20 protein-coding genes and 1 pseudogene are annotated in these 16,686 nt (G+C 70.5%); 11 read left to right on the top strand and 10 right to left on the bottom strand.

Annotated elements, in window-relative coordinates:
* Positions 1–52 precede the first annotated feature (52 nt).
* Together VEC03_RS06945 and VEC03_RS06940 are read right to left on the bottom strand one after the other, a co-directional pair.
* Complete coding sequence (locus VEC03_RS06945; RefSeq protein WP_324913892.1) at positions 53–547, bottom strand: hypothetical protein; 495 nt, start codon at positions 545–547, stop codon at positions 53–55.
* The gene (locus tag VEC03_RS06940; RefSeq protein WP_324913890.1) at positions 544–1,671 is read right to left on the bottom strand and encodes a JmjC domain-containing protein; all 1,128 of its coding nucleotides are present in this window, start codon (positions 1,669–1,671) and stop codon (positions 544–546) included. The genes VEC03_RS06945 and VEC03_RS06940 overlap by 4 nt, the downstream gene beginning before the upstream one ends.
* A gap of 32 nt (positions 1,672–1,703) precedes the next feature.
* On the opposite strand from VEC03_RS06940, the gene VEC03_RS06935 reads away from it, so the two are divergent.
* A complete protein-coding gene (locus VEC03_RS06935; protein ID WP_324913888.1) occupies positions 1,704–2,192 on the top strand; it encodes a peptidylprolyl isomerase in 489 nt (162 codons plus the stop codon).
* A 108-nt stretch (positions 2,193–2,300) separates the two neighbouring features.
* On the opposite strand, the gene VEC03_RS06930 is transcribed toward VEC03_RS06935, so the two are convergent.
* The 3 genes from VEC03_RS06930 to coaBC all read right to left on the bottom strand — a co-directional run bounded on the left by VEC03_RS06930 (position 2,301) and on the right by coaBC (position 4,681).
* The gene (locus VEC03_RS06930) at positions 2,301–2,855 is read right to left on the bottom strand and encodes a glycine zipper 2TM domain-containing protein (RefSeq protein ID WP_324913886.1); all 555 of its coding nucleotides are present in this window, start codon (positions 2,853–2,855) and stop codon (positions 2,301–2,303) included.
* Between the two features lie 156 nt (positions 2,856–3,011).
* On the bottom strand, positions 3,012–3,458 hold the full coding sequence (dut, locus tag VEC03_RS06925) for a dUTP diphosphatase (RefSeq protein ID WP_324913884.1): 447 nt from the start codon (positions 3,456–3,458) through the stop codon (positions 3,012–3,014).
* Entirely contained in the window at positions 3,455–4,681 is a 1,227-nt protein-coding gene (coaBC, locus tag VEC03_RS06920; RefSeq protein WP_324913882.1) for a bifunctional phosphopantothenoylcysteine decarboxylase/phosphopantothenate--cysteine ligase CoaBC, read from the bottom strand. Before coaBC ends, dut begins: the two co-directional genes overlap by 4 nt.
* A 76-nt stretch (positions 4,682–4,757) precedes the next feature.
* Between coaBC and VEC03_RS06915 the strand changes: the two genes are divergently transcribed.
* Genes VEC03_RS06915 through VEC03_RS06885 form a run of 7 tightly spaced genes read left to right on the top strand, consistent with a single transcriptional unit; the run spans position 4,758 to position 10,553 of the window.
* Positions 4,758–6,437 carry a CTP synthase gene (locus VEC03_RS06915; RefSeq protein ID WP_324913880.1) on the top strand — a complete coding sequence of 560 codons (1,680 nt, stop codon included), beginning with the start codon at positions 4,758–4,760 and terminating at the stop codon, positions 6,435–6,437.
* Position 6,438: 1 nt separating this feature from the next.
* Entirely contained in the window at positions 6,439–7,296 is an 858-nt protein-coding gene (gene kdsA / locus VEC03_RS06910; protein WP_324913878.1) for a 3-deoxy-8-phosphooctulonate synthase, read from the top strand.
* Positions 7,297–7,313: 17 nt separating this feature from the next.
* Positions 7,314–7,619 carry a DUF1330 domain-containing protein gene (locus VEC03_RS06905; RefSeq protein WP_324913876.1) on the top strand — a complete coding sequence of 102 codons (306 nt, stop codon included), beginning with the start codon at positions 7,314–7,316 and terminating at the stop codon, positions 7,617–7,619.
* A 34-nt stretch (positions 7,620–7,653) separates the two neighbouring features.
* Positions 7,654–8,937: a phosphopyruvate hydratase gene (gene eno / locus VEC03_RS06900; RefSeq protein ID WP_324913874.1), complete on the top strand. Its 1,284-nt coding sequence runs from the start codon at positions 7,654–7,656 to the stop codon at positions 8,935–8,937.
* 26 nt (positions 8,938–8,963) lie between these two features.
* Positions 8,964–9,245: a cell division protein FtsB gene (ftsB, locus tag VEC03_RS06895; protein WP_324913872.1), complete on the top strand. Its 282-nt coding sequence runs from the start codon at positions 8,964–8,966 to the stop codon at positions 9,243–9,245.
* Between the two features lie 49 nt (positions 9,246–9,294).
* Positions 9,295–9,906, top strand: a complete 612-nt coding sequence (pnuC, locus tag VEC03_RS06890; RefSeq protein ID WP_324913870.1) for a nicotinamide riboside transporter PnuC — start codon at positions 9,295–9,297, stop codon at positions 9,904–9,906.
* Positions 9,903–10,553 (top strand): ATP-binding protein, encoded by a 651-nt coding sequence (locus tag VEC03_RS06885; RefSeq protein WP_324913868.1) that lies wholly within the window; start codon positions 9,903–9,905, stop codon positions 10,551–10,553. Before pnuC ends, VEC03_RS06885 begins: the two co-directional genes overlap by 4 nt.
* A gap of 3 nt (positions 10,554–10,556) precedes the next feature.
* Here VEC03_RS06885 and VEC03_RS06880 read toward each other — a convergent pair whose 3' ends face one another.
* Both VEC03_RS06880 and VEC03_RS06875 read right to left on the bottom strand, forming a co-directional pair.
* On the bottom strand, positions 10,557–11,534 hold the full coding sequence (locus tag VEC03_RS06880; protein ID WP_324913865.1) for an Hsp33 family molecular chaperone HslO: 978 nt from the start codon (positions 11,532–11,534) through the stop codon (positions 10,557–10,559).
* A 34-nt stretch (positions 11,535–11,568) separates the two neighbouring features.
* Complete coding sequence (locus VEC03_RS06875) at positions 11,569–12,093, bottom strand: gamma carbonic anhydrase family protein (RefSeq protein WP_324913863.1); 525 nt, start codon at positions 12,091–12,093, stop codon at positions 11,569–11,571.
* 38 nt (positions 12,094–12,131) lie between these two features.
* Here VEC03_RS06875 and VEC03_RS06870 point away from each other — a divergent pair, with 38 nt between their 5' ends.
* Positions 12,132–12,911 (top strand): ferritin-like domain-containing protein, encoded by a 780-nt coding sequence (locus VEC03_RS06870; protein ID WP_324913861.1) that lies wholly within the window; start codon positions 12,132–12,134, stop codon positions 12,909–12,911.
* Positions 12,912–13,224: 313 nt separating this feature from the next.
* On the top strand, positions 13,225–13,683 hold the full coding sequence (locus VEC03_RS06865) for a DUF7673 family protein (protein WP_324913859.1): 459 nt from the start codon (positions 13,225–13,227) through the stop codon (positions 13,681–13,683).
* Here the strand turns inward: VEC03_RS06865 and VEC03_RS06860 are convergent.
* A complete protein-coding gene (locus tag VEC03_RS06860; protein WP_414708467.1) occupies positions 13,658–14,830 on the bottom strand; it encodes an MFS transporter in 1,173 nt (390 codons plus the stop codon). The two genes, VEC03_RS06865 and VEC03_RS06860, sit on opposite strands and share 26 nt — an antisense overlap.
* Positions 14,831–14,944: 114 nt before the next feature.
* On the opposite strand from VEC03_RS06860, the gene VEC03_RS06855 reads away from it, so the two are divergent.
* Positions 14,945–15,535 carry an NAD(P)H-dependent oxidoreductase gene (locus tag VEC03_RS06855; protein WP_324913855.1) on the top strand — a complete coding sequence of 197 codons (591 nt, stop codon included), beginning with the start codon at positions 14,945–14,947 and terminating at the stop codon, positions 15,533–15,535.
* A 7-nt stretch (positions 15,536–15,542) separates the two neighbouring features.
* Here VEC03_RS06855 and xerD read toward each other — a convergent pair whose 3' ends face one another.
* Complete coding sequence (xerD, locus tag VEC03_RS06850; RefSeq protein ID WP_324913853.1) at positions 15,543–16,424, bottom strand: site-specific tyrosine recombinase XerD; 882 nt, start codon at positions 16,422–16,424, stop codon at positions 15,543–15,545.
* Positions 16,425–16,479: 55 nt separating this feature from the next.
* Positions 16,480–16,686 (bottom strand): annotated as a pseudogene (locus VEC03_RS06845) (tripartite tricarboxylate transporter substrate-binding protein); the annotation flags it as partial.

Here is a 16,686-nt window from a genome sequence, read left to right as displayed (position 1 = left end):
AATTATAGGTGTGAACCTCTTTTCGAGTGGCCGACCCTGTTGGCAGAAGGCCTCACAGTCCCAGTGTTGTTGCAGGAAAAGCGGGCGCACTTTTCTGCAGCCATTCGTCCAGCGTTTCCCGCAGTGCCAGGCGGCGCGCGGGCTCGCAACCGCTCACGCCGATGCAGCGCTGCGGGTCCAGCCGCTGCATCACCCAGCCCGGGCTCCAGATCGCGCTGGGGATCTCGCCTTCGTCCGCCGACGCACAGGCGCGCGCCTCGATGATGTGCGCCCACGTCTGTCGCCAGGTCACGAAGCGCGCGTGCCGGCGCGGCACTTCGTCGTAGCGGCGCGCCAGCAGCACGCAGCGGCGCCCGCTGGCCGACCAGGCCTGCAGCGATTCGGCCACCGCCCGTTCGCCCAGCGGCCAGTCGGCGAACCCCGGGTCGCTGAGGATGATCTCGCGCCAGCCCTCGCGCGCCGCGCAGGCCAGCGCGTCGCGCACCCGCTGCGCGAACGCCTCGCGCCCTTCGAAGCGCCCCTGCGGCAGCGGCGCCGGCTCGCTCACGCCGGCTCCTCGTGGGCCCACCCGGCCTCGCACCAGCCGGCCAGCAGCTGCAGCGCCTCTTCGCTCGCACGCGCGAGTTCGGTCGGGCCCAGCCGGCGCTCGTCGGCCAGCTTGCGCATCAGGCGCGCGTCCGGCCCGGACGCATGCCAGCTCTCGCCGTTGATGAACAGGTGGCGGCCGTCGTACAGCATGCGGGTGCGGCGGTCCAGGCGGACCGAGCGCCACGCGCGTGGCGCGTGCCCCGCGTCGAACCAGACGTCGGGCTTGGGCTCGCTCAGGTATTCGCCCAGCGCGCGCGGCAGCGCCTGCGGATCCTTCAGCGCGGCGCGCAACGCCTCCTGCGCGAAGCGCTGCAGCTCGGCCGGGACTTCACCGGGCGCCCGGACGGCGACCTGGCCCGGATCGCGATAGACGGCTTCGCCCGCGGCGCCGGCGTCCTCTTCCGCCAGCCGCAGCAGCAGCTCGCGCGCGAGCTCGGCCCGCTGCGGCGAGCGGAAGCCGATCGAGTAGGTCTGGCACTCGCCCTCGGCGATGCCGTCGTGCGCGTAGCGGGGCGGCAGGTAGAGCATGTCGCCGGCCTCCAGCGTGTATTCCTCCTCCGGCTCGAAGGCCGCCAGGATCTTCAGCGGCACGCCTTCCTGCAGCGAGAGGTCCTCCTGCCGGCCGATGCGCCAGCGGCGTCGCCCCTGCGCCTGCAGCAGGAACACGTCGTAGCTGTCGAAATGGGGGCCTACGCCCCCACCGTCGGTGGCGTAGCTGATCATCAGGTCGTCCAGGCGGGCCTGCGGCACGAAGCGGAACGACTGCAGCAACTCATGGGCGGCGTCCAGGTGCAGGTCCACGCCCTGCACCAGCAGCGTCCAGCCGGGCCGCGCCAGCGGCGGCAGGGCGCGGCGACCGAAGGGACCGCGCCGCAGGTTCCACTTCGCGCCCGCTCGCTGCTCGACGATGCGCGACTCCACCTCCTCGCGCGCCGCCAGCGCGAACAGCTCGCTGCGACTCAGCAGCGGCTGGAAGGCGGGCACGGCGCCGCGCACCAGCAGCGGCTTGCGCTGCCAGTGGCGCTTCATGAACTGGCGCGGGGAGAGGCCGCCAAGCAGCGGCAGGGGCAGGTGGACGTCCATCGAGGGCGGGGGAACTGCGAGAATTCTCGCCTATGCAAGTCACCCCGCAATGCGTCGTCGCGCTGACCTGGACGCTCAAGGACACGCTCGGCGATGAACTCGACTCCCTGTCGGAACCCGTGGAGTTCCTGGTCGGCGGCGACGACCTGCTCGCCCGCATCGAGGAGGCCCTGCAGGGACACGAGCCCGGCGCGCGGCTGGACCTTCACCTGGAGCCCGAGGACGCCTTCGGCGACTACGACGACCAGCTGGTGTTCCTGGAGCCGCGCACCCTGTTCCCGGCGGAACTGGAGGAAGGCATGACCTTCGAAGGCCTGCCCAAGGGCGCCAACCCCCAGGCGCCGGCCGACCGGCTCTATACGGTCACCGAGATCTATCCCGAGCACGTGGTGGTCGATGGCAACCACCCGCTGGCGGGCATCGCGCTGCGCCTGCACCTGAAACTGGAAGGCGTGCGCGAAGCCACCGAGGAGGAAATCGGCCGCGGCTCGGCGGGGACGGGGTTCTTCCGGGTGGGGTGAAACCCGTCATCCCCGCGGACGCGGGGCCCGTCGGCCGCGCGCAGTGCGGCAGGAGGCCCTGGATTCCCGCCTTCGCGGGAATGACCAGGACGATTGCGGCGTAGATGCCTACGACCGGTAGATGACGCCGTTCTCCACCCGCACCCGGTCGCCCACCCGCAGGTCGCCCAGCGCGCCGACTTCGTACGTGCGCCACTGCCCCTGGTCGGTCTGCACCGTCACGCGGTAGGCCGGGCCGGCCGCACCGGCCGCAGCCGTGCTCTCCTGCCGCTGCCCGATGCGGTTGCCGGCGATCGCGCCGGCCGCGCCACCCAGCACGGTGGCCGCGCTGCGGTTGTCGCCGTCGTTGATGTGCTTGCCGGCGATGTTGCCCACCACCGCGCCAATGATGCCGCCCACCACCGCGTTGCGGGCGCTGGGGTTGGTGGCGCTGGTCGCGCCCATCTGCACGGTCTGGATGTCGGTCACGCGGCCGTACTCCACGCCCTGCGGCACGGTCTGCGCCGTGGTGGCGCTCGGGTACGACGAGGACGGCGCCGTGCTCACGCTCGGATAGACCGGCGTGCTGGGGTAGCTGGCCACCGGCTGTGTCGGGTTGGCGCAGGCGACGAGCCCGGTGGCGACGACGGTCGCACCGGCGATGCTGAGGAAGCGGTTGCCCATGGAACTCTCCTTGAAATGCGAACAGGCGTGCCGAGGCGCGCCACGTGCTTTTCATTACAGGCAGTCCGGCTCCCGGCGTGCCGCCGCCGTCGCCGCGCATGGCTGTAGGAGGCTGCGGGAGAGGGTGTAGGAGCTCGTCGGGCCGGCGCGTGCGCCTCAGCCCTTGCCGGTGGAGCCGTAGCCGCCCTCGCCCCGCTGGGTGGCGGGGAACTCGGCGACCACGTTGAATTCGGCCTGCACCACCGGCACGATCACCAGCTGGGCCAGGCGCTCCATCGGCTGCAGGGTGAACGGGGTCCCGCTCCGGTTCCAGCAGCTGACCATCAGCTGCCCCTGGTAGTCGCTGTCGATCAGGCCGACCAGGTTGCCCAGCACGATGCCGTGCTTGTGGCCCAGCCCCGAGCGGGGCAGGATCATCGCCGCGTAGCCGGGGTCCTTCAGCCAGATCGCGATGCCGGTGGGCACCAGCTTCCAGTCGTTGGGCGGCAGTTCCAGCGGCTGCTCGATGCAGGCGCGCAGGTCCAGGCCGGCGCTGCCGGGCGTGGCATAGGTGGGCAGCTGGTCCACCATGCGTGGATCCAGGATCTTGACGTCGACTTTCATGCGGGAAGGGTGCCGGGCAGCCGGCGTGCGATTTCGGCGACCAGCATGCGCGCCAGTTGCAGCTTGGGGGCGCGCGGCAGCTCCTGCTCGCCGTGCTCGTCCACCAGCAGCAGCTGGTTGTCGTCCAGGCCGAAGGTGAGCGGGCCGATGTTGCCGGCCAGCAGCGGGATGCCCTTGCGCTCGCGCTTGGCGCGAGCGTGGGCCAGCAGGTCGTGGCTTTCGGCGGCGAAGCCGACGCAGAACAGCGCGCCGCTGCGGGCCCGCTCGCCCTGTGCCACGGTCAGCAGGATGTCCGGGTTCTCGGTGAAGGCCAGCACCGGCGGCTGGCCCGAGCCGTCCTTCTTGATCTTCTCGCCGGCTTCGCTGGACGGGCGCCAGTCGGCCACGGCCGCGGTGGCGACGAACACGTCGGCCTGCGGCACCGCGGCCAGCGTGGCCTGCAGCATCTGGCGCGCCGACATCACGTCGACCCGCTGCACGCCTCGGGGGGTGGGCAGGTGCACGGGGCCGGCCACCAGCGTGACCTCGGCGCCGGCCTCGCGCGCGGCCCGCGCGATGGCGAACCCCATCTTGCCCGACGAATGGTTGGTGATGCCGCGGATCGGGTCCATGGCCTCGAAGGTCGGGCCGGCGGTGACCACCACCCGCTTGCCGCGCAGCGGCTTGGGTTGCAGGAAGGCGGTGATGTCCTCCAGCAGCTCCTGCGGCTCCAGCATGCGGCCGTCGCCGGTCTCGCCGCAGGCCTGGTCGCCGCGGCCGACGCCGAGCAGCACCGCGCCGTCCTGCGCCAGCTGCGCCATGTTGCGCTGGGTGGCCGGGTGGGCCCACATCTCGCGGTTCATCGCCGGCGCCAGCAGCAGCGGGACCCGGCCGATCGGGCGGGCCAGGCACATCAGGCTGAGCAGCTCGTCGGCCCGGCCCACGGCCAGCCTGGCCATGAAGTCGGCGCTGCACGGCGCGATGACGATGGCATCGGCCTCGCGCGACAGGTTGATGTGGGGCATGTTGTTCGGCTCGCGCGCGTCCCACTGCGAGGTGAACACGGCGCGCCCCGAGAGCGCCTGCATCGTGACCGGAGTGATGAAGCGCTCGGCCGCCTCGGTCATCACGACCTGCACCGAGGCGCCCTCCTTCACCAGCGCCCGGCACAGTTCCGCCGCCTTGTAGCAGGCGATGCCGCCGGTCAGGCCGAGGACGAGGCGTTTGCCCTGCAGGTCGTTCATGGCGCGAGTGTAAGCGGCGCCCCTTCCCTATAATCCTGCTTTACCACCACCATTCGGAAGCGGCCTTCCGATCGACATGACCAAATTCGTCTTCGTCACCGGCGGTGTGGTGTCCTCCCTGGGCAAGGGAATCGCCTCAGCCTCCCTCGCTGCGATCCTCGAGTCGCGGGGCCTCAAAGTCACCCTGATCAAGCTCGACCCGTACATCAACGTGGACCCGGGCACGATGTCGCCGTTCCAGCACGGCGAGGTGTTCGTCACCGACGACGGCGCCGAGACCGACCTGGACCTGGGCCACTACGAACGTTTCGTGACCACCCGCATGGGCAAGGTCAACAACTTCACGACCGGCCGGATCTACCAGTCGGTGCTCGAGAAGGAACGGCGCGGCGACTACCTGGGCAAGACCGTGCAGGTCATCCCGCACGTCACAAACGAGATCCAGGAGTTCATCCAGCGCGGCGCCCACGTCGGCGAGGCCGATGCGGCCGACGTGGCCATCGTGGAGATCGGCGGCACGGTGGGCGACATCGAGTCGCTGCCCTTCCTCGAGGCGGCGCGACAGATGAGCCTGCGGCTGGGTGCCAACCGCACCGCCTTCGTGCATCTCACCTACGTGCCGTTCATCGCGGCCGCCGGCGAACTCAAGACCAAGCCGACCCAGCACACGGTGCAGAAGCTGCGCGAGATCGGCATCTCGGCCGACGCCCTGCTGTGCCGCGCCGACCGCCGCATCCCCGAGGAAGAGCGGGCCAAGATCTCGCTGTTCACCAACGTGCCCGAGTGGGGCGTGATCTCGATGTGGGACGTGGACACCATCTACAAGGTGCCGCGCATGCTGCACGAGCAGGGCCTGGACGGCCTGATCTGCGACAAGCTGCGCCTGAACACGCCGCCTGCCAACCTCAAGCGCTGGGACGACCTGGTGTACGAGGTCGAGCACCCGCAGGGCGAGGTGAGCATCGCCATGGTCGGCAAGTACGTCGACCTGTCCGACAGCTACAAGTCGCTGAACGAGGCGCTCAAGCACGCCGGGCTGAAGAACCACGTCCGGGTGAAGATCGACTACCTCGATTCGGAGATGCTCACGCCCGACAGCGTCAAGCAGCTGGCCCAGTACGACGCCGTGCTGGTCCCCGGCGGCTTCGGCAAGCGCGGCATCGAAGGCAAGATCGCCGCCGCCCGCTTCGCGCGCGAGAACAAGGTGCCCTACCTGGGCATCTGCCTGGGCATGCAGGTCGCGACCATCGTGTACGCGCGCCACGTGGCCGGCCTGAAGGACGCCAACAGCACCGAGTTCGAGCCGGACACGCCGCACCCGGTGATCGCGCTGATCACCGAATGGCAGGACGCCGACGGCACCATCAAGACGCGCACCGAGCAGTCCGACCTGGGCGGCACCATGCGGCTGGGGGCGCAGAGCTCCGACGTCGCCAAGCAAACGTTGGCCCACCGGATCTACGGCGACGTGGTGAACGAGCGCCACCGCCACCGCTACGAGGCCAACGTCCATTACCTGGACCGCCTGCGCGACGCCGGGCTGGTGATCTCCGCGCTCACCCAGCGCGAGCACCTGACCGAGATCGTCGAGCTGCCGCAGGAGGCGCACCCCTGGTTCATGGGCGTGCAGTTCCACCCCGAATTCAAGTCCACCCCCTGGGATGGCCACCCGCTGTTCAACGCCTTCATCAAGGCCGCGCTGGACCACCAGGCGCAGAAGAAGCCGGGCAGCAACAAACTGAAGGCGGTTGCCTGAAATGAAGCTCTGTGGCTTCGACGTGGGCCTGGACAGGCCCTTTTTCTTGATCGCCGGCCCCTGCGTGGTCGAGAGCGAGCAGTTGCAGATGGACACGGCCGGCCGGCTGAAGGAGATCACGGCCGCGCTGGGCATTCCCTTCATCTTCAAGAGCAGCTACGACAAGGCCAACCGCTCCTCAGGCACCAGCTTCCGCGGCCCCGGCATGGCGCGCGGGCTGGAGATCCTGGCCAAGGTGAAGAAGGACCTGGGCCTGCCGGTGCTCACCGACGTGCACACCGAAGCGGAGATCCCCGAGGTGGCCAAGGTGGTGGACGTGCTGCAGACGCCCGCCTTCCTGTGCCGCCAGACCGATTTCATCCGCGCCGTGGCGCAGTCGGGCAAGCCGGTGAACATCAAGAAGGGCCAGTTCCTGGCGCCGCACGACATGAAGAACGTCATCGACAAGGCCCGCGCCGCCGCGCGCGAGAAGGGCCTGCCCGAGGACAGCTTCATGGCCTGCGAACGCGGCGCCAGCTTCGGCTACAACAACCTGGTGTCGGACATGCGCTCGCTGGCGATCATGCGCGAGACCGGCGCGCCGGTGGTGTTCGACGCGACGCACTCGGTGCAGCTGCCCGGCGGCCAGGGCACCAGCTCCGGCGGCCAGCGCGAGATGGTGCCGGTGCTGGCACGCGCGGCCATCGCCGTGGGCGTGGCGGGCGTGTTCATGGAGACGCACCCGGACCCGGCCAAGGCCCTGTCCGACGGCCCCAATGCGGTGCCGCTCAAGCACATGCAGGCCCTGCTCGAGACCCTGCTGGCGCTCGACCGGGTCACCAAGAAGAACGGATTCCTCGAGAACGATTTCAGCGCCTGAGCGCCAAGGAGAAACGCATGCCTGCCGCCTACGTCATCGTCGACATGAACATCTCCGACCCGGAGCGCTACAAGGAATACATGGCGCGCGCGCCCGAGGCCGTCAAGGCCTTCGGCGGCGAGTACCTGGTGCGCGGCGGCCGCCACGAGACACTGGAGGGCGACTGGAAGCCGGCCCGCATGGCCATGCTGCGCTTCCCCAGCTTCGAGCAGGCCAAGGCCTTCTACGACGACGCGCAGTACACCCAGGCGCGCCAGCTGCGCGCCGGCGCGACCTCCTTCTTCAACATGGTGCTGGTCGAGGGCGTCGCCGCGCCGGTCTGAAACCGAATTCCCCAAGAAACCGAGAGAAGCCTGAATGAGTGCAATCGTTGACATCGTCGGCCGCGAGATCCTGGATTCGCGCGGCAACCCCACCGTGGAATGCGACGTGCTGCTGGAGTCCGGCACCATGGGCCGCGCGGCCGTGCCCTCCGGCGCGTCCACCGGCTCGCGCGAGGCCATCGAGCTGCGCGACGGCGACAAGGCCCGCTACCTGGGCAAGGGCGTGCTGCGCGCGGTGGAGCACATCAACACCGAGATCTCCGAGGCCGTGCTGGGCCTGGATGCCTCCGAGCAGGGCTTCCTGGACAAGACGCTGATCGACCTGGACGGCACCGAGAACAAGAGCAAGCTGGGCGCCAACGCCATGCTGGCGGTGTCCATGGCGGTGGCGCGCGCGGCGGCCGAGGAATCGGGGCTGCCGCTGTACCGCTACTTCGGCGGCATGAACGGCTGCCAGCTGCCGGTGCCCATGATGAACGTGGTCAACGGCGGCGCCCACGCCAACAACAACCTCGACCTGCAGGAGCTGATGATCATCCCGGTGGGGGCTCCCAGCTTCCGCGAGGCGCTGCGCTACGGTGCCGAGGTGTTCCACGCCCTGAAGAAGATCATCCACGACAAGGGCATGAGCGTGGCGGTCGGCGACGAGGGCGGCTTCGCGCCCAACGTGGAGAACCACGAGGCCGCTATCGGCATGATCCTGCAGGCGATCGAGGCCGCCGGCTACCGGCCGGGCGAGCAGGTTGCGCTGGGTTTGGACTGCGCCTCCAGCGAGTTCTTCAAGGACGGCAAGTACCACGTCGAGGCCGAAGGGCAGGTGCTGGAAGCCGGCGCCTGGGGCGACATCCTGGCGTCCTGGTGCGACAAGTACCCGATCATCAGCATCGAGGACGGCATGGCCGAAGGCGACTGGGACGGCTGGCGCCAGCTCACCGACAAGCTGGGCTCGCGCGTGCAGCTGGTGGGCGACGACCTGTTCGTCACGAACACGAAGATCCTGAAGGAAGGCATCGACAAGAAGATCGCCAACTCCATCCTCATCAAGATCAACCAGATCGGCACCCTGACCGAGACCTTCGCCGCCATCGAGATGGCCAAGCGCGCCAACTACACGGCCGTGATCAGCCACCGCTCGGGCGAGACCGAGGACAGCACCATCGCCGACATCGCGGTGGGCACCAACGCCGGCCAGATCAAGACCGGCTCGCTGTCGCGCTCGGACCGCATGGCCAAGTACAACCAGCTGCTGCGCATCGAGGAAGACCTGGGCGACATCGCGCAGTACCCCGGGCGCGCCGCCTTCTACAACCTGCGCTAGCCACCGCCCGCCCAGCGGACACGGCCATGTCCTCCCGCCTCGTTCCGCTGCTGCTGGTCGCGCTGCTCGCCATCGTGCATGCGCAGCTTTGGTTCGGGCGGGGCAGCGTGGGCAGCGTGGCCGAGATGCAGCGCAAGCTGGAGCAGCAGAAGGCCGCCAATCTCCAGGCGCAGCAGGCCAACGAACGGCTCGCGGCCGAGGTGCGCGACCTGAAGGAAGGCCTGGAGATGGTGGAAGAGAAGGCCCGCGCCGAGCTGGGCATGGTCAAGCCCGACGAAATCTTCGTCAACGTCGTGAAGCCCCGGTGAGGCGAAGCGGCTTCGTGGGGCGCCGGCGCAGCGCGCGGCGGGCCGGCTGATGCCCGAGTTCCTGCTCCTGTCGGCGTTCACCCTGTGGGGCTCGCCGGTCACCTGGCTGGAGCTGGTGGCCGTCGTGCTGTCCCTGGCCATGGTCGGCTTCAACATCCGCGAGATCCACTGGGGCTGGCCGCTCGCCATCGTGGCCTCGCTGCTCTATTTCCTGCTGTTCTGGCGCAGCCGCCTGTACGGCGAGGCCTGGCTGCAGGTCGCCTTCGCGGTGGTCGCGCTGTGGGGCTGGGCGCAGTGGCTGCGCGGCCGGGGCAGCGACGGCGCGCCGCTGCGGGTGCACCGGCTCACGGCACGCGGCTGGGCCGCCTCGCTGCTGGCGTTCGCGCTGGCATGGCCGGCGCTCGGCTGGGTGCTGCGGACCTTCACCGATACCGACGTGCCCTGGTGGGACGCCTTCCCCACTGCGCTCAGCCTGGTCGGCCAGTTCCTGCTGGGCCGCAAGCTGCTGGAGAACTGGCTGGCCTGGATCGCGGTCAATGCGGTCAGCGTGGCCCTGTTCGCCTACAAGGGCCTGTGGCTGACGGCCGCGCTGTACCTCGTGTTCATCGCCCTGAGCGTCGCGGGCTGGCGGGCCTGGCGCGTGCGGGCGGCCGCCGCATGAAGATCGCCCTGCTCGGCGCCGAGAGCACCGGCAAGACCGAGCTCTCGCAGCGGATGGCGCAAGCGCTGCGTGCGCGCGGCCATCGCGTCGCCGTGGTTCCCGAGGTCCTTCGCGAGTGGTGCGCACGCGAAGGCCGCACGCCGCGGCCCGAGGAGCAGCTGCCGATCGCGCAGGCGCAGGAGCAGCGGGTGGATGCCGCGGCGGCCGGCCACGACATCGTGATCGCCGACACCACGGCGCTGATGGTGGCGATCTACAGCGCCATGCTGTTCGAGGACGGCACGCTGTACCGCTTCGCGCTGGAGCGCCAGCGCGGCTACGACCTGACGCTGGTCACCGGCCTGGACCTGCCCTGGGTGGCCGACGGCCTGCAGCGCGACGGGCCGCACGTGCGCGAGCCGGTCGACGCGCTGGTGCGCGAGGGCCTGTCCAAGGCGGGCGTGCCCTACCGGGTGGTCTACGGCCACGGGGAGGAACGCACGCGCAACGCGCTGGCACCGGTGCTGGCGCTGCTGGGGGAGCAGCCAACGAGTCCAGGTGCCAGCCGGTGGAAATGGGGCTGCGACAAGTGCAGCGACCCGGATTGCGAGCACCGCCTCTTCACTGGCCTCCGTCATCCCCGAGCAAGCGGGGATCCAGGGCTTTAGGCGTCACTGCACCGCCGTCGTCACCGGCGGCTGGTCGCCGGGCGAGGCGAACAGCTGCGCCGCATCCACCGCATCGAAGCGGTACTGCTGGCCGCAGAAGTCGCAGCCGACCTCGATGCCGCCCTGCTCCTCGACGATGCTGTCGGCTTCCTCGCGGCCCAGGCTGCGGATCATGTTGGCGACGCGCTCGCGGCTGCAGGTGCAGGCGAAGCGCGGCACCTGGGTGGGGAAGCGCATCAGCCGCTCCTCCCAGAACAGCCGGCGCAGGACGGTGTCGGCATCCAGCTCGAGCAGCTCGTCGCGCTGGAGGGTGGCCGCCAGGGTCGCGATCCGGTTGTAGTGCTCGTTGAGGCCGATCTCGTCCTCGTTCGCCTTGGACACCATGGAGCCGGCCAGGTTGCCCTCGCCTTCCAGCGGCAGCCGCTGGATCAGCAGCCCGGCCGCCACCTTGGCGTCGGCCGCCAGCACCAGCGTGGTGTCGAGCTGCTCGGACTGCAGCATGTAGTGCTGCAGCACGTCGCTGAGCCGCTCCAGCTTCTCGCCGCGGTCCCCGTGCAGCGGCACCACGCCCTGGTAGGGCTGCTGCCCCGGCAGCTTGTCGCGCGGGTCCAGCGTGATGGCGCAACGGCCCTTGTTGTGCACGTTCACCAGTTCGGGCAGGCGGTCGTTCAGCTGCACGTCGCCCAGCACCTTGGCCGTGACGCGCAGGCTGAGGTCGTGCTGCACCTCGGCGACGGCCACCTTGACCGGTCCGTCGCCGAACACCTGCAGCACCAGCGCGCCGTTGAACTTGATGTTGGACTGCATCAGCACGCCGGCGGCGGCCATCTCGCCCAGCAGCTCGGCCACGGCCGGAGGCCAGGCCCCGGTGGCGCTGTTGGCCTGGCGCCGCGCCAGGATCTCGGTCCAGGCGTCGGTCAGCCGGACCAGCGCTCCGCGCACCGGCAGGCCTTCGAAGATGAATTTGTGGAGCTCCGACATGCGGGAAGTTGGCCCAAACCGGGGCAGATGGCGATCAGCCGATCTTCTTCAAGCCCTTGGCGAAGCGCCGGCTGTTGTTCACGTAGCCCTCGGCGCTGCGCGCCAGCTTGGCGGCGGCGGCCTCGTCCAGCGTGCGCACCACCTTGGCGGGCGCGCCGATGATGAGCGAGTTGTCGGGGAACTCCTTGCCTTCGGTGATCACGCTCCCGGCGCCGACTATGCAGTTGCGGCCGATCTTCGCGCCGTTGAGCACCACCGACTGGATGCCGATCAGCGAGTTGTCGCCCACCGTGCAGCCGTGCAGCATGACCTGGTGGCCCACCGTGACGTTGGCCCCGATGGTCAGCGGCTTGCCTTCGTCGGCGTGCAGCACGCAGGCGTCCTGGATGTTGCTGCCGTTGCCGATGCGGATGGTCTCGGTGTCGCCGCGGATCACGGTGTTGAACCACACGCTGGCGTTGTCGCCGAGTTCGACCTTGCCGATCACCTGCGCACTGTCGGCGATCCAGGCGCTCTCGCCCAGCCGGGGCGCGACACCATCGAGTTCGTAGAGGGCCATGGAAGGGTTCGTTGATGCTGAAACCTAGAATTGTAGGGATGCGTACTGCGCGACAGGAGGCACTGGCCGTGCTGTTGCAGCCCGAGCCGGGGCTGAAGGCCGACATGGCGCGTGCGCTGCGCGCCGATGGCGAGCTCGGCGAGGCCGAAGCGATCGCCGAGCCGGCCGGTATTCCCGGCCGGCCCGCGCAGCCGCGACTGGTGGCACCCGCCGAGCTGAAGCCGCGCTCGGTGCACACGCCCGAAGGCCGCGCCGCGCTGATCCACGCGCTGGCCCACATCGAGCTCAACGCCATCGACCTGGCCGCCGACATCGTCTGGCGCTTCGCCGGGCTGCCGCCCCTGTTCTATCGGCAGTGGATGGCGATCGCGCAGGAGGAGGCGCTGCACTTCCAGTTGCTGCGCGCGCACCTGCAGACCATGGGACACGACTACGGCGACTTCCCCGCGCACAACGGCCTGTGGGAGATGGCGCAGAAGACCCGCGGCGACCTGCTCGCCCGCCTCGCGCTGGTGCCGCGCACCCTGGAGGCGCGCGGCCTCGACGCCTCGCCGCCGATCAAGGCCAAGCTGCTCAAGGCCGGCGACCGGCGCGGCGCCGAGATCCTGGACATCATCCTGCGCGACGAGATCGGCCACGTGGCGGTGGGCAACCACTGGTACCGCGTGCTGTGCACGGAGCGCGGGCTGGACCCCATCCAGGCCTACGCCGACCTGGCCGCGCGCTACGGTGCGCCGCGGCTGCGCGGCCCCTTCAACCTCGAGGCGCGCCGCCGCGCCGGTTTCGAGGAGCCGGAACTGGCCGCCCTGCAGGGCTGACGTCCACCGGCGACCTCGGAGGGACGCGGGCCGGGCGCTACTCCGGCGAACGGTCGTTAGGCCGCCCTTATCCCGCGGGGCGCACGCAGGCCCTTCAGCCCTGCGCTTGTTCGGGGAGGCTGCGCCGCCGCCGGCTTCGGTGCGTGTCTGCTTTCCACGCCGCCGCGTCCGAGGCCATTGTGGCCGCCGCGACACGGCCGCGCTGCCGCAGCACCGGCCCGGCGCCCTCCGCATGGCAGTCCCGATTCACGGCCGCGACTTTCCGCAGTACAAGGACTCATCCGCGAATCCCGCTCGCGGACGGAGGCCGACGATGGACAAGGCGGATCGAGAGCGGCGGCACCGGGCCAGCCTGGAACGCATCAACCGCATCCAGAAAGTCGTCGGCCGTGGCGACTGCCTGCGCGTCGACCACGAAGGCACGCTGCTGGAGCGGGCCCGCCTGGTGGCCGAGGAGTACCGGTCGCACCAGGCCACCGAGGCCGGGCTGGCGGCCCTCGACCGCCTGCTGCACGTCGCCGACGAATGCGGCTCGCCGCATGCGCGGGAGGTGGCGGCCTTCCTTGCCTCGCTGTGGGGCAAGCAGCCGCTGCCGATCGGCACGCTGCGTGGGCGGGACATAGGGACCGGCGACGACATGCTGGCGGTGCTGGATGCCTGGCGCTTCGCCCGCCTCGACCTGCTCGAGCACGTCGAGGGCGGCCCGCGGCGCGTGGCGCGCGTGCTGGGCAAGTGGCAGCCCCGCCTCAGCGCGGCCCCGGCAGCACCCTGAAGGCGACGGCCGCCAGCGCCAGCATCAGCGCGATGGCGCCGAGCACGGCCTCGTAGGTCTCCAGGCCCCAGGCCGGCGCCGCCGCGGCCACCAAGCCGGTGAGCCACTGAACCAGCGCCACGCCCAGGAACAGCGCCATGGTGAACACCGCCATCGCGCGCCCGATCATGGGCGGCGGGTAGGCCGAGCGCACGTCGGCGTACTGCAGCACGATGTAGCCGGAGACCAGGCTCATGACGATGCTCACCACCACGTCCACCGTGGCAGCCCGGTTGAACGCCATGGCCGCGTACATGGCGGCCACGACCAGCGTGTAGCCGACCAGCCAGCGGCGCCGCCGCGCGCCGCCGGGATCGCGCCGGCCGAACAGCGGCGGGCCCAGCATGCCCATGACCGAGACCGCCAGCGCCACGTGCCCGGCCTGCACCAGCGAGAAGCCATGCCGCTCCACCAGCAGCGGCCCCAGCCAGAGCCCCCGCAGCGTCAGCACGGACGCATAGGTGAAGGTCGCCAGCACCAGGATGCCCCAGGTGTGCCGCAGCGAGAACAGCTCGCCGTAGCCGCGCAGGGCCGCCAGCACGCCGGGCGGCGCCGGCGAGCCCGCGGGCGCCGGCGCCTCCTCGACCAGCCACCAGATCCCCAGCCACGCCGCGACCGAACAGGCGCCCAGGGCCAGGTAGCCGGCCCGCCACGATGCCAGCTCCACCAGCCAGGCCAGCGGCGTGCCGGTGAGCAGCAGGCCGACCGAGCCTATGCCCAGCACCGCGCCCGAGACGGCGGCGAAGCGGTCGCCCTCGAAGCGGCGCGCGATGAAGACCGTGCAGACCAGGAAGGCCGGGGCGCAGCCGATGCCGATCACCACCTGTGCCAGCAGCAGCTGGGCGAAGCCGTCGGCGCCGGCCGCCATCAACGCGCCGATGACGGTCAGCGGCGAGGCCACCAGCACCGTTCGGCGCGGCCCCCACACGTCGATGCCTATGCCCATGAACAGCTGCAGCGCGCCAAACGAGAAATGGAAGGCGCCGGCGAACAGGCCGAGCTGTTCCGGCGTGAGCCCGAACTCCTGCTGCAGCGGCGGCGCGATGATGGCGGCGACGGTGCGGTAGGCCTGGCTGAGCGCGAAGCCGCAGGTCAGTGCCATGAGCATGGCCCAGGCGGTGCGGCGGCCGGCTTCCGTTGAGGTGGCGTGCGGGTCCAAGGACAGCAACTGTACTTGAGGCAGGGCAGGCGCCGCACGCGGCGGGCTGGCTAGCATGGCTGCATGAAGCGCAAGATCCTGATCCTGCAAGGCCATCCCGACGCGAGCGCGCCGCACCTGTGCCATGCGCTCGCCGACAGCTACGCGGCCGGCGCCCGAGAGGCCGGCCACGAGGTGCGCACGCTGGACATCGCCCGCCTCGACGTCCCGCTGCTGCGCAGCCAGCACGACTGGGAGCACGGCCAGGTGCCGCCCTCGCTGGCGCCCGCGCAGCAGGACATCCGCTGGGCCGAGCACCTGGTGCTGGTCTTCCCGCTCTGGCTGGGCGACATGCCGGCGCTGGTCAAGGCCTTCCTGGAACAGGTCGCGCGGCCCGGGTTCGCCTTCGAGTACGCGGAGCGCGGCACCGCCTTCACCCGCAAGGGCCTCACCGGCCGCTCGGCCCGGGTGGTCTGCACCATGGGGATGCCGGCGCTGGTCTACCGCTGGTACTTCCGCGCCCACAGCATCCGCTCGCTGGAACGCAACATCCTCGGCTTCGTCGGCATGGCGCCCATCCACGAGACGCTGATCGGCGGCGTCGGCAACCTCGAGGCCGGGGACGCCGCGAAGTGGATGCAGAAGCTGAGGCGGCTGGGGGAGAAGGCGGCGTAGCCAGCGATCACCCGCGCGGATGGTGCTGCGCATGCAGCACCTTGAGCCGCTCGCGCGCCACGTGGGTGTAGATGGTGGTGGTGGAGATGTCCGCGTGGCCCAGCAGCATCTGCACCGCGCGCAGGTCGGCGCCGTGGTTCAGCAGGTGGGTGGCGAAGGCATGGCGCAGCGTGTGCGGCGACAGCGGCGCCGTGATGCCGGCCGCCTGCGCGTGCTTGCGCACCAGCATCCAGAACATGGTCCTCGTCATGCCCTTGCCGCGCGCGGTGACGAACAGGTCCTCGCTCTGCTGGCCGCCGAGGATCCCGGCGCGCGCCTGCCCGAGGTAGCGCACGATCCAGTCGCGCGCCACCTGGCCGAAGGGCACCAGCCGCTCCTTGCTGCCCTTGCCCATCACCCGGACCACGTGCTCGGCCATGCCCAGGTGGATCACCTTGAGCGTCACCAGCTCGCTCACGCGCAGGCCGCTGGCGTACATCAGCTCCAGCATGGCACGGTCGCGCAGGCCCAGCGGAGTGTCCACCTCCGGCGCCGCCAGCAGCGCCTCCACCTGCGCCTCGGTCAGCGTGCGCGGGATGCGCTGCGGGCGCTTGGCCGGCTGCAGCTTCAGCGTGGGATCGGCATCGACCAGCCGCTGGCGCAGCGCCCAGCGGAAATAACGCCTGAACACGGCCAGCCGCCGGTTGGCCGAGCTGGCCCGGGTGCGGTCGTGGCGGGCCGCGAAGTAGGCCAGCAGGTCGGCCTCGGTGGTGCGCTCCAGCGTGCCGCCGCGCCCCCGCAGCCACTGCGCGTACAGCGTCAGGTCGCGCCGGTAGGCGGCCAGCGTGTTGCGCGCCAGGCCTTCCTCCAGCCAGAGCGCGTCGATGAACTCGTCGACGGAAGCGAACAAGCCGCCCGGGGGCGGCCTGTTGCGGGGCGCGGCCTGGGCAGCCACTGCAGCGGGGTCAGTCGAGGCGCAGCTTGGCGCTGTCGACCACCTTGCGGTACACGGCGAACTCGGCCTTGATCTGCTCGGCGAACTGCTCGGGCGTGTTGGCGATGATCAGCGAGCCGGTGTCCTCGATGCGCTTGCGCACCGCCGGTTCCTGCAGCGCCTTGACGGTGGCGGCATGCACCTTGTCGACGACGTCCTTCGGCAGGCCCTTGGGGCC

Source organism: Ramlibacter sp., assembly GCF_035627355.1.
Lineage (GTDB): Bacteria > Pseudomonadota > Gammaproteobacteria > Burkholderiales > Burkholderiaceae_C > Ramlibacter.
The sequence above is the reverse complement of the archived record's forward strand: the minus strand, read 5'-3'. Positions and strand labels throughout refer to the sequence as shown.

Bases quoted from the DNA above. Each gene is read 5' to 3' on its own strand.
- ftsB (WP_324913872.1), top strand. From the start codon at position 8,964: ATGTCCTCCCGCCTCGTTCCGCTGCTGCTGGTCGCGCTGCTCGCCATC.
- eno (WP_324913874.1), top strand. From the start codon at position 7,654: ATGAGTGCAATCGTTGACATCGTCGGCCGCGAGATCCTGGATTCGCGC.
- VEC03_RS06880 (WP_324913865.1), bottom strand. From the start codon at position 11,534: ATGTCGGAGCTCCACAAATTCATCTTCGAAGGCCTGCCGGTGCGCGGA.
- dut (WP_324913884.1), bottom strand. From the start codon at position 3,458: ATGAAAGTCGACGTCAAGATCCTGGATCCACGCATGGTGGACCAGCTG.
- VEC03_RS06915 (WP_324913880.1), top strand. From the start codon at position 4,758: ATGACCAAATTCGTCTTCGTCACCGGCGGTGTGGTGTCCTCCCTGGGC.
- VEC03_RS06870 (WP_324913861.1), top strand. From the start codon at position 12,132: ATGCGTACTGCGCGACAGGAGGCACTGGCCGTGCTGTTGCAGCCCGAG.
- VEC03_RS06935 (WP_324913888.1), top strand. From the start codon at position 1,704: ATGCAAGTCACCCCGCAATGCGTCGTCGCGCTGACCTGGACGCTCAAG.
- VEC03_RS06860 (WP_414708467.1), bottom strand. From the start codon at position 14,830: ATGCTCATGGCACTGACCTGCGGCTTCGCGCTCAGCCAGGCCTACCGC.
- VEC03_RS06930 (WP_324913886.1), bottom strand. From the start codon at position 2,855: ATGGGCAACCGCTTCCTCAGCATCGCCGGTGCGACCGTCGTCGCCACC.
- VEC03_RS06885 (WP_324913868.1), top strand. From the start codon at position 9,903: ATGAAGATCGCCCTGCTCGGCGCCGAGAGCACCGGCAAGACCGAGCTC.
- VEC03_RS06855 (WP_324913855.1), top strand. From the start codon at position 14,945: ATGAAGCGCAAGATCCTGATCCTGCAAGGCCATCCCGACGCGAGCGCG.
- kdsA (WP_324913878.1), top strand. From the start codon at position 6,439: ATGAAGCTCTGTGGCTTCGACGTGGGCCTGGACAGGCCCTTTTTCTTG.
- coaBC (WP_324913882.1), bottom strand. From the start codon at position 4,681: ATGAACGACCTGCAGGGCAAACGCCTCGTCCTCGGCCTGACCGGCGGC.
- VEC03_RS06865 (WP_324913859.1), top strand. From the start codon at position 13,225: ATGGACAAGGCGGATCGAGAGCGGCGGCACCGGGCCAGCCTGGAACGC.
- VEC03_RS06875 (WP_324913863.1), bottom strand. From the start codon at position 12,093: ATGGCCCTCTACGAACTCGATGGTGTCGCGCCCCGGCTGGGCGAGAGC.
- VEC03_RS06940 (WP_324913890.1), bottom strand. From the start codon at position 1,671: ATGGACGTCCACCTGCCCCTGCCGCTGCTTGGCGGCCTCTCCCCGCGC.
- pnuC (WP_324913870.1), top strand. From the start codon at position 9,295: ATGCCCGAGTTCCTGCTCCTGTCGGCGTTCACCCTGTGGGGCTCGCCG.
- VEC03_RS06905 (WP_324913876.1), top strand. From the start codon at position 7,314: ATGCCTGCCGCCTACGTCATCGTCGACATGAACATCTCCGACCCGGAG.